8 protein-coding genes are annotated in these 7834 nt (G+C 69.0%); 3 read left to right on the forward strand and 5 right to left on the reverse strand.

Annotation, left to right across the window (positions count from 1 at the left end):
- Positions 1-1050: 1050 nt before the first annotated feature.
- Positions 1051-1353, forward strand: coding sequence for a hypothetical protein (locus tag AWX74_RS38510; RefSeq protein WP_091287401.1), 303 nt, complete (start codon positions 1051-1053; stop codon positions 1351-1353).
- 366 nt (positions 1354-1719) lie between these two features.
- Here the strand turns inward: AWX74_RS38510 and AWX74_RS38515 are convergent, their stop codons facing one another.
- Together AWX74_RS38515 and AWX74_RS38520 are read right to left on the reverse strand one after the other, a co-directional pair.
- Positions 1720-2262: a flavoprotein gene (locus AWX74_RS38515; protein ID WP_091287404.1), complete on the reverse strand. Its 543-nt coding sequence runs from the start codon at positions 2260-2262 to the stop codon at positions 1720-1722.
- Positions 2259-3467 (reverse strand): helix-turn-helix domain-containing protein, encoded by a 1209-nt coding sequence (locus tag AWX74_RS38520; RefSeq protein ID WP_091287407.1) that lies wholly within the window; start codon positions 3465-3467, stop codon positions 2259-2261. Before AWX74_RS38520 ends, AWX74_RS38515 begins: the two co-directional genes overlap by 4 nt.
- Positions 3468-3964: 497 nt before the next feature.
- Between AWX74_RS38520 and AWX74_RS38525 the strand changes: the two genes are divergently transcribed.
- A complete protein-coding gene (locus AWX74_RS38525) occupies positions 3965-4849 on the forward strand; it encodes a class I SAM-dependent methyltransferase (RefSeq protein ID WP_091287411.1) in 885 nt (294 codons plus the stop codon).
- On the forward strand, positions 4843-5652 hold the full coding sequence (locus tag AWX74_RS38530) for an SAM-dependent methyltransferase (protein ID WP_091287414.1): 810 nt from the start codon (positions 4843-4845) through the stop codon (positions 5650-5652). Before AWX74_RS38525 ends, AWX74_RS38530 begins: the two co-directional genes overlap by 7 nt.
- Here AWX74_RS38530 and AWX74_RS38535 read toward each other — a convergent pair.
- The 3 genes from AWX74_RS38535 to AWX74_RS38545 all read right to left on the reverse strand — a co-directional run bounded on the left by AWX74_RS38535 (position 5592) and on the right by AWX74_RS38545 (position 7686).
- Positions 5592-6026, reverse strand: coding sequence for a hypothetical protein (locus AWX74_RS38535; protein WP_091287417.1), 435 nt, complete (start codon positions 6024-6026; stop codon positions 5592-5594). The genes AWX74_RS38530 and AWX74_RS38535 overlap by 61 nt on opposite strands.
- Positions 6023-6751 carry a hypothetical protein gene (locus tag AWX74_RS38540; RefSeq protein ID WP_091287421.1) on the reverse strand — a complete coding sequence of 243 codons (729 nt, stop codon included), beginning with the start codon at positions 6749-6751 and terminating at the stop codon, positions 6023-6025. Before AWX74_RS38540 ends, AWX74_RS38535 begins: the two co-directional genes overlap by 4 nt.
- A 101-nt stretch (positions 6752-6852) precedes the next feature.
- A complete protein-coding gene (locus tag AWX74_RS38545) occupies positions 6853-7686 on the reverse strand; it encodes a DNA-processing protein DprA (RefSeq protein ID WP_091287425.1) in 834 nt (277 codons plus the stop codon).
- Between the last annotated feature and the right edge of the window lie 148 nt (positions 7687-7834).

The raw sequence follows: 7834 nt of genomic DNA on the forward strand, positions 1-7834 counted from the left end.
CTCAGGGTGGCCAAGCAGACGGGCAAGGCGGCTCTACCCAGTACTACCTGGGCAAACAGGGCAGCCTAGGACCCGCTAGGTCACCTGGCAGCCACGAAGAGCACTAACGCGATCCCACTCAGCCCTCACTGAGCAACACGAGTGGAAGACGCACGTGGACACAAAGGCATCGCACGCAGAAGGTGCGGGCAAGCAAGGTGTACCCAAAAACGCGGCGGCCCTCGGCATGGTGTCCGAGGGCCGCCGCAACTGGCTTCGCCTCTGACGGGGATTCAAGCCAGACGGGAGGATCTTTCGATCGCGCACCCGTCTCCAAGGGTAGCAAACCTCAGGGAGATCCGTAAAGCTCCTCGCATACTTTTTAGACCAGCTCGACATCACGCAGACCGATCCCGCGTCAAGCTAGACAGCAACTAAAAGGACATCGGCAGTCTTCGACGTTCGATCTCGACCCAAAAAAGTCCTCGAACAATCTTGCATAGCTCATGCATATTTCAGTCGAGGCACCCAACTCAACCGCACCATTGTTCCCCGCTGTGACCAATATCACATTGAGCCACAAAGTCGCACCCCATCCCTGGGCCGATCCAGCCCGACCTGGGCGGCCCGACGGCAGTCCCTCGAACCATGATCAACTTACTGTCAATGCGATACAACGACACTTGTTGATCTTGCAGGGTGAAGGCCGGGCGGTGTACACCCGGATGGTCGTCGAGCCAGGTATGGTTACCTCCGAAGGTCCCGCCACCCTCGCATGGTGTCCCTCACGTCGTCGGTGAGAGAGAGGGTGCGGGACACGGCCTAGTCCTCTGACGGGGACCCGACATCGAGCCCGACACGAGAAGAGGATTTCGCAAAACCAACAATGAAAAGACCAATGCAACGCGGTGCTCGCACGGGCACCGCGAGATTTCAGCGACCGCAGGATGTGTCGGCTCCTCCGGAGCCTCACGCCCTAGACGGCGTCTCGTCCCCTGTGGCCGCCCCGGTGATCGTGGGGGCGGCGCAGGCGCCCGTCACCGTGCCGGGACGGCGGGACGGACGGCTTACGTGAACGTCACCGCAGGCGGGCTTCTGATCCTGGCCTTCTCCCTGCTCATCGGCCTGGGCGCGGCGTGGATCTGGCAGGCGGCCGGCGCACGCTGGGTCAATGTCATCAGCGCTGGTGCCGGCGCCTTCGCGGCGACGGCCATGCTGATCTTCGCCGGGCTGGACGCGTGGGGAAGTGCCACAGCCGCATCGAGGCAGGGGACCGACGATGCCTGCTATCCGGTCGTCCGCACCTCGTCCGAGTACCTGCGCTGCCCTGGATCGGATCCGTTGCCTTCCCACAGAGGCACTGGCTACCCGTAAGGAGAGGTGGCGACAGTTCAACTGAACAGGGGGTGCGGGGAGGAGCTGGCGCCTCCCCGCACCCTCTGTGCTGCGGACGCTGCCATGTCGAACACGCATCACCTTCCGGCCCGCCGTGGTCAGGCTTGTGGCCTTGAGGGCCTCGGACGTGGGCTGGGGTGGGAAGCGCTGCCGGGTGTCCGCGGGATCAGGTCCCGCGGACACCCGGGGTGGCGTCAGCCGCCAGCGGCGACGGCGCCTCGACCAGGCCTGGTTGAACGGGTCTCAAGTGGTTGCAACACCAGACCCGAAGGGTGTTGCGATGACCGGATCCCGGCGGAACGTCCACAAGCGAGGCTCTGAGCCGCAGGCGGCCAAGCGTGATCACTACCTTCTGCTGATGGCGCTGAGTGCCAGGTGCCAGGGGTAGGTTGTGATCTTGTCGGGGCCGGTGCGTGGGGGGTGGGGTTCGAAGAGGCCCGGGCCGAGCAAGACGGTGATCCCGGCGGCGCGCAGGGTCTCCACGCTGCGGGTGAAGACCGCGTTGGCGGCGAAGGCCTCGTTGATGAAGGGCAGGACTGCGATGGGAACACCCAGCCCGGTGAGTTCGGCTAAGACGCTGAGGGGGTAGGTGTCGGCGATCCCGGCGGCCCATTTGTTGATGGTGTTGTACGTGGCGGGGGCAACGATGACGGCATCCGCGCGGGGGGTTCTGGCTGGTTCGCCCGGGGGCCGGTGGGTGCTACGGACGGGCCGGCCGGTCAGCGTCTCCAGCGCGGGGATGTCGAGGAAGTGTTCGCGGGCGGTGGTGGTAGCGAGAAGCTGGACCTGCCATCCCGCGGTGTGCGCCAGATGCACCAGCCGGCCGACCTGGCCTGCGGGTCCGGCCGCGCAGACGACGAGGTAGAGCTCCCGTGCCTGGGGACTCACGCCGGGAGGCCGATGCGGCGGGCCAGCTGGCGCAGTTGCGGGGTCGGTGACGCGTCTGGCTGTTCCAGGAGTTGTTCGAGGAGCTGGCGTGCGACGGGCCGGCAGCGCACTTCCTCGGGTGCGGTGCGGTCGGCGTGCAGGAGGACGCGCCCGGCGTCCTGGTTGTTGCCGGTCTGGCGGTGGGCTTCGGCCAGATCCAGCAGGTAGTTCGCTTTGCGTTCCTGGGGTAGCCGCGCGATGGCGTCGGCCGGGATGGTGCGGGCGTGGGCGAGAGCTGCGGCGCCCTCGTGCAGGCGGACGAGGGCTGCCAGCCTGTGCAGGGCGACGTTGGTGACACCGAACGCGGTGGTCCGGTGCGCGTAGCGGGGGCCGAGGGTGTGGGCGACGGCGTCTGCTCGTTCGTGCAGGTCAAGGGCGGTGCTGGCGTCGCCGTCGCTCGCGGCGGCGATCTCGGCGGCGAGCAGCAGCATGCCGTAGAGAGACATCAGTTCGTGGTCGCCGGCGAGGTCCGGTTCCATGCGGTCCGCCATGGCGATCAGGACGTCGATGGCCGCGCGGAGCTGACCGAACTGGGTCATGGCTCGGGCGACGCTGCGAGTGGCCCGAGCGAGGCAGATGGTGTCCTCGGACTCGGTCGCGAGGGTGATCGCTCTGTCCGCGGCGAGCCAGGCGACGTCGGTGTCCTCGAACTTCAGCAGCGTGGACGAGGTCAGCCGGTAGGTCATCACGAGATGACGGGTGGCTTCCAGACGGGGCTCGCCGTCGAGGGTGCGGACCGCGGCCTGCGCGTCGCGCATCAGGTCGGGCAGGACACGGCCGATGACAGTGAAGCGCGACGACAGCCAGGCGGCGCAGGCATGGTCGACCTGCGCGCGTAGCCGTGCCAGGTTCGGATCCCGAGACATCCGCCCGCCGAGAAGGGTGTCGTAGGAGCCCAGAGCCGTGCGTAGGGCCTGGACCTCCACCGCGTCGAGGCATTGGGACGACCGCTCGGCGACGGCGTCCTCGGTGAGCGCGGCGACTGGGATCTCCAGAGCCGAGGCCACCCGCTCCAGCATGGGGACTCGGAGGAGGTTCCGCTCTCCGGACTCGATCTTGTCAAGCCAGCTGACCGATCGGTCGCACCGGTTCGCGAGCTGGGCCCGGGAGAGGTTGCGGCGGGTACGCCAATAGCGGACGCGGCGACCGATAGCGCGGTTGTCCATGGGTTCCTCGGGCAGAGAGGCATGGGCCTAGGCCTACGACAACGACTGGCTACTGATCGTAGAGGTCCGGTCTCCGAGTCGCCGCGGAGGACTACAAGGTGGCCTGGCCGCATCCGGACAGGCTTTGTCGTCTTTGGCCTGGTCCTTGTCCGTACTGGACTCCCACATTTTGTGGGGTTGGGCCTATCGGCGGGCCCCTATCGTCGGGTCGCGAATCACGCGCTTCCTAATAAGGCCGGGAGGGGGGATCCGGTGTGCGTCTCTGATCGCCCGACGCCGCGGGCGTTCCCAGGTCCTGGGCTGGTTCCCTGATCGGCAGGTCACCGACCTCTACGCGGCACCCGCGCACTGCCGGGCTACGCCGTGGTTCCCGTCGACCGCACCTGCGACCCAGCTCGCCGCTGAGACAGGGCGTCCGGCGTCCCCGTTCGCGGCCGGCTCCGCGGGCGTAGGCGGGCCCGGCGAGCTCGCGCCGAACGCCACCCTCGACTTTAGGAGTGATCTTGACTTCGCGGAGCGTAGCCGCGGCGACGAACCGCGACACCGCGCTCGCCGGTGGGAAGGCCGTGTCGGGCCTGCTCGCCGCGCGCCGCTTCGACCAGCTCGGTCCGGGTCCCCGCCGCACCTCCGCTGTCGAGGGCGCCGTCCTCGCCGGCGCCCGGGTTCGCCTCGGCCAGGAACTGGTGGTCCTCGGCACGCTCCCCGGCCTGGTGTCCGGCGCACTGTCGGCGGCCTGCCCCGGCGGGGGCGTCACGGTCCTCGCTTCGACCCCCACGGCGCTGAACCAGATCCGACCGGTGCCGGAGAACCGGTATCGGTGGGGGTCCGTGTGGGATCTCACCGATCTCCCGCTCCCGGACGCCAGCGCCGACGCCGTGATCGGCAGCTCCGTCCTGGCGTCGCTCGGCCATCCGCGCCGTCTACTCGCTGATGTCGCCCGTGTCCTGCGGCCGGGAGGACGGATGTCGTTGTGCGAACCCCTGCTCGGCCAGCGTGATCCGATCGCACTCGACGGGCTGACGTGGCACGAACTCACCCAGGTGAAAAAGGTCCTGGCCAGCGTCCAGCCCGCCGCCCACGCCTTTACCCTGCCCGCCGCTGTCGGCAACGCCCGCCTCGCCGGCCTGGTCGACATCGAGCACGTCACCGACACCGTGACGACCAGGCTCTCGGGAGCCTCCGCCGCCGACGCGGCGCTGCACGCCCCGGGCCCGGCCGGCGAGTCCGTCTACCAGGCGATCGTCCGCGGCCTGGGCACCGACGCCGCTCGCCGTTACGCCAACGCGTGGCGTTCCACCGCGCGCCGACACCCTCTCGTCCTGACCACGCCGATCGTCTACCTCACCGCGGCCAGACCGGAAAGCGACAGATCGCCATGCTGAGGCTCTGGGACGCCACCACGATCTACCCTCCGCCGACCTTCGACACGACCCGGCCACACCCCGCCCGGGTACGGAACTACCTCCTCGGCGGCAAGGACAGCTTCTCCGTCGACCAGGAATCCGGCGGCGGTCTCATCATGGCTCTGCCCGAGATCGTCGACGTGGTGCGGGCCTCCAGACAGTTCCTCGTCCGCGCGGTCGGTCACCTGGCCGGTGAGATGGGAGTGCGCCAGTTCCTCGACATCGGACCAGGCCTGCCGATGGAGGACAACACCCATCGCGTTGCCCAGCGCCTTGCACCGGAGACACGCGTCGTCTACGTCGACAACGACCCCCTCGTCCTGACCCACGCCCGCGCCCTGTTCGTGAGCACTCCCGAGGGGGCCACGGCGTGCGTCGACGCCGATCTCCACGATCCGGCGGCGATCCTGCGCCTCGCGGGGCGAACCCTCGACTTCCGGGAACCCGTCGGTCTGGTCCTCACGGCAGTCCTGGGACTGATCCCGGACCTCGACGAAGCCTGTTCGATCGTTCACGCCCTGATGGCGGCTCTCCCCTCGGGCAGCTACCTGATCGCCGGCGACGGCACAGCGGACCCGTCCGACGAACAGGCTCTTAAGATCCAGACGCTGTCCGCGAGCTACGGGTACAGGTACCGCACCCGGGACGGCTTCGCCCGGTTCTTCGACGGCCTCGACATTCTCGATCCGGGCATCGTCGCTCCACTCTCCTGGAGAAACGGTCAAGAACCGGACGAGCCCCTCGCACCGATCGAGTCATGCGGCGTCGGGCGCAAGCCCTGAGTCGTGATGCACCGCCAGTGATCGTGGCAGTTGCCGTCCTCAGCGGCGTAGCCCCAATGCTCGCCGTCCCAGGCGATCCGCCGGCTCGGCCAGTCGCTGCGCCCTGGACCGTTACGCCCCCGGTCGAACTGAGCAGCCTCGATCCATTGTGTCTTGGGCAGATTGATGAGCTGGTCGTGGAGCTGTTTGGCGGCGCCTGCCGGTGTGCGGCCGAGGCCCAGGGCGCCCCACCGGGCCTGGCCATCGGTCGTGCTGATGCCGGGCAACCACAGGCGGTGGGGGAAGTAGTGGGTGGGCTCGTAGCTCTCCCGGACGCCGCCTCCTCCGGCCGAGAGCGCCGCGAGCTCGCCGAGCGAAGCACGGGCGTCCGTCATCGCCTCGCCTCACCGGCTACAAGCGTGCGGGCAACGGCCAGTGCCTCGTCGCGCGGCCATTCGAAGTCCTGCTCGAGCTCCGGGTCGCGCTGCCACGCTCCAGTGCGGCGGTAGAGGATGCGCCCACGGCCGATCGTCCACGCGCCGCCGCCCACCGGCCGGACCTCGACCGACGGCGGTGGCTGGCCCTCGATCCACGGCGTGTCGGAATCACCGATCTGGAACTCCACTGCGGCGTCGAGGTCGCGGACCATAGCCCGCAGATCCGGCACCGCCGCGTCGGCGGGTAGGACGGCGTGGTGCTGGACCTGGCCGGCCGCCTGCGCGAGGACGTCCATGGCGTTCGCACCTTGGCGCATCGCCGTCGCCAGGAACTGTGCGATCGCGGCGGCGTGGTCCACCGTGACGGTGGCGTCCGCCGTGACGAACACGCTCATGCCGTAGTCGAAGTCGACCCGCCGGCCTACCAGGCTTTCGGTCTCGCCCCCATAGCTCTGGCGAGCGATCTCCTGGGGGTGGATCCCGATGACAAGGCCGCTGCCGCCTGCCATCCCGGGGCCGTAAGCCTTCGCCTCCAGCGACGTCCTGGGCCGGTCGATGTGGACGTACTCGCCGACGAGGCGATCGAGGTTCTTGAGGTCGAGGGTTGCTGGGGTCTTCGTGCCCGCAGGCGCATCGGCGGTCGGAACAGGCTCGCCGCAGATGTCTCCTGTCCGGGAGTCCATGATCGCGTTCCTTCCTCTCGTGTGTGCGGATATGCGGACGGTGCAGGGTTGGTTCGGGGGCGCGCCGGGGGACCCGGCGCGCCCGCTCCTTGCGGTGTAGGTCAGGTCTGGTCGAGGATCGCGAGCACCTCGGTGGCGCTAATGACTCGCTTGGCGCTGCCGTCGCGTAGCAGGGCATCCGGGCCTGCGCTGAGCGCGGAGGTGGTTGGAACGGGGAGAACAAGGACCGGGCGGCGGTACCGATGGGCCACGCGGGCTGTCGCGAAGGTGGCACCTCGAGCAGCGGACTCGACGAGGATGGTGGCGTCGGTCAGCGTTGCCAGAAGGCGGACGCGGGCCTGCGCGTGGCCGGCGGTCGGCGAGAGGCCCGGCGGAGCCATGCAGAGGACGATCCCGCCCTCGGCTACCTCATCGACGCAGGCGCGGTGAAGTTGGGTGAGGCTTCGCGTGGAGGAGAGGACCGCGACGGCGCGTCCATGCGCGGCGGCTACCCGCACGGCGGTGACGTTGACACCGCTCCCGAGATTGCCACTGGCCACCGCGACAGGCCGCGTCGCGGATGGGGTGGTGAGATCCCAGACGAGATGGTGGGTGATCCGTTCGCCGTGATCGGTGCTGAACAGGCCGCCGACGACCGTCACAGATCGTCGGATCAAATTGGGCAGGTCACCGGCGCCGCGCACCCACAGGCCGACCGGCCCGGCCGAGACGGTGTCGAGGACGGCCGGCCACCAGGGATCGCCGGGGATCAGCAGTTGCCAACCCTCGGCCGACGCGGAGTCGAGCAGCTGGGCCGGATCGATACCAGGGTAGTGCGGTGCGAGACGCGCCCAGAGCTCCGCGGGGTTGATGGGGGATGGGGTGGCGGACAACGGGATGGTCGAGGACAGGGCCGTCAGGGCCGCGCGGGCGTGGCGCTGGTCATCGGCAGGCATTGGGAGGGCCTTTCGCTCGGGGCGGGTGCGGCAGAGCCGCGTGGCGGGTCGACCGTGCAGCGGCCGGTTCCTCTTGTGCGTCGTGGCCCGCGCGGCTTTGTGCGTTCCGGCTGCGGGTTGAGGCCGTGGGGCCTCGTGGGGTGCCCGC

The organism is Parafrankia irregularis (assembly GCF_001536285.1).
GTDB classification, from domain to species: Bacteria; Actinomycetota; Actinomycetes; order Frankiales; family Frankiaceae; genus Parafrankia; species Parafrankia irregularis.

Bases quoted from the DNA above. Each gene is read 5' to 3' on its own strand.
- AWX74_RS38520 (WP_091287407.1), bottom strand. From the start codon at position 3,467: ATGGACAACCGCGCTATCGGTCGCCGCGTCCGCTATTGGCGTACCCGC.
- AWX74_RS38530 (WP_091287414.1), top strand. From the start codon at position 4,843: ATGCTGAGGCTCTGGGACGCCACCACGATCTACCCTCCGCCGACCTTC.
- AWX74_RS38535 (WP_091287417.1), bottom strand. From the start codon at position 6,026: ATGACGGACGCCCGTGCTTCGCTCGGCGAGCTCGCGGCGCTCTCGGCC.
- AWX74_RS38540 (WP_091287421.1), bottom strand. From the start codon at position 6,751: ATGGACTCCCGGACAGGAGACATCTGCGGCGAGCCTGTTCCGACCGCC.
- AWX74_RS38545 (WP_091287425.1), bottom strand. From the start codon at position 7,686: ATGCCTGCCGATGACCAGCGCCACGCCCGCGCGGCCCTGACGGCCCTG.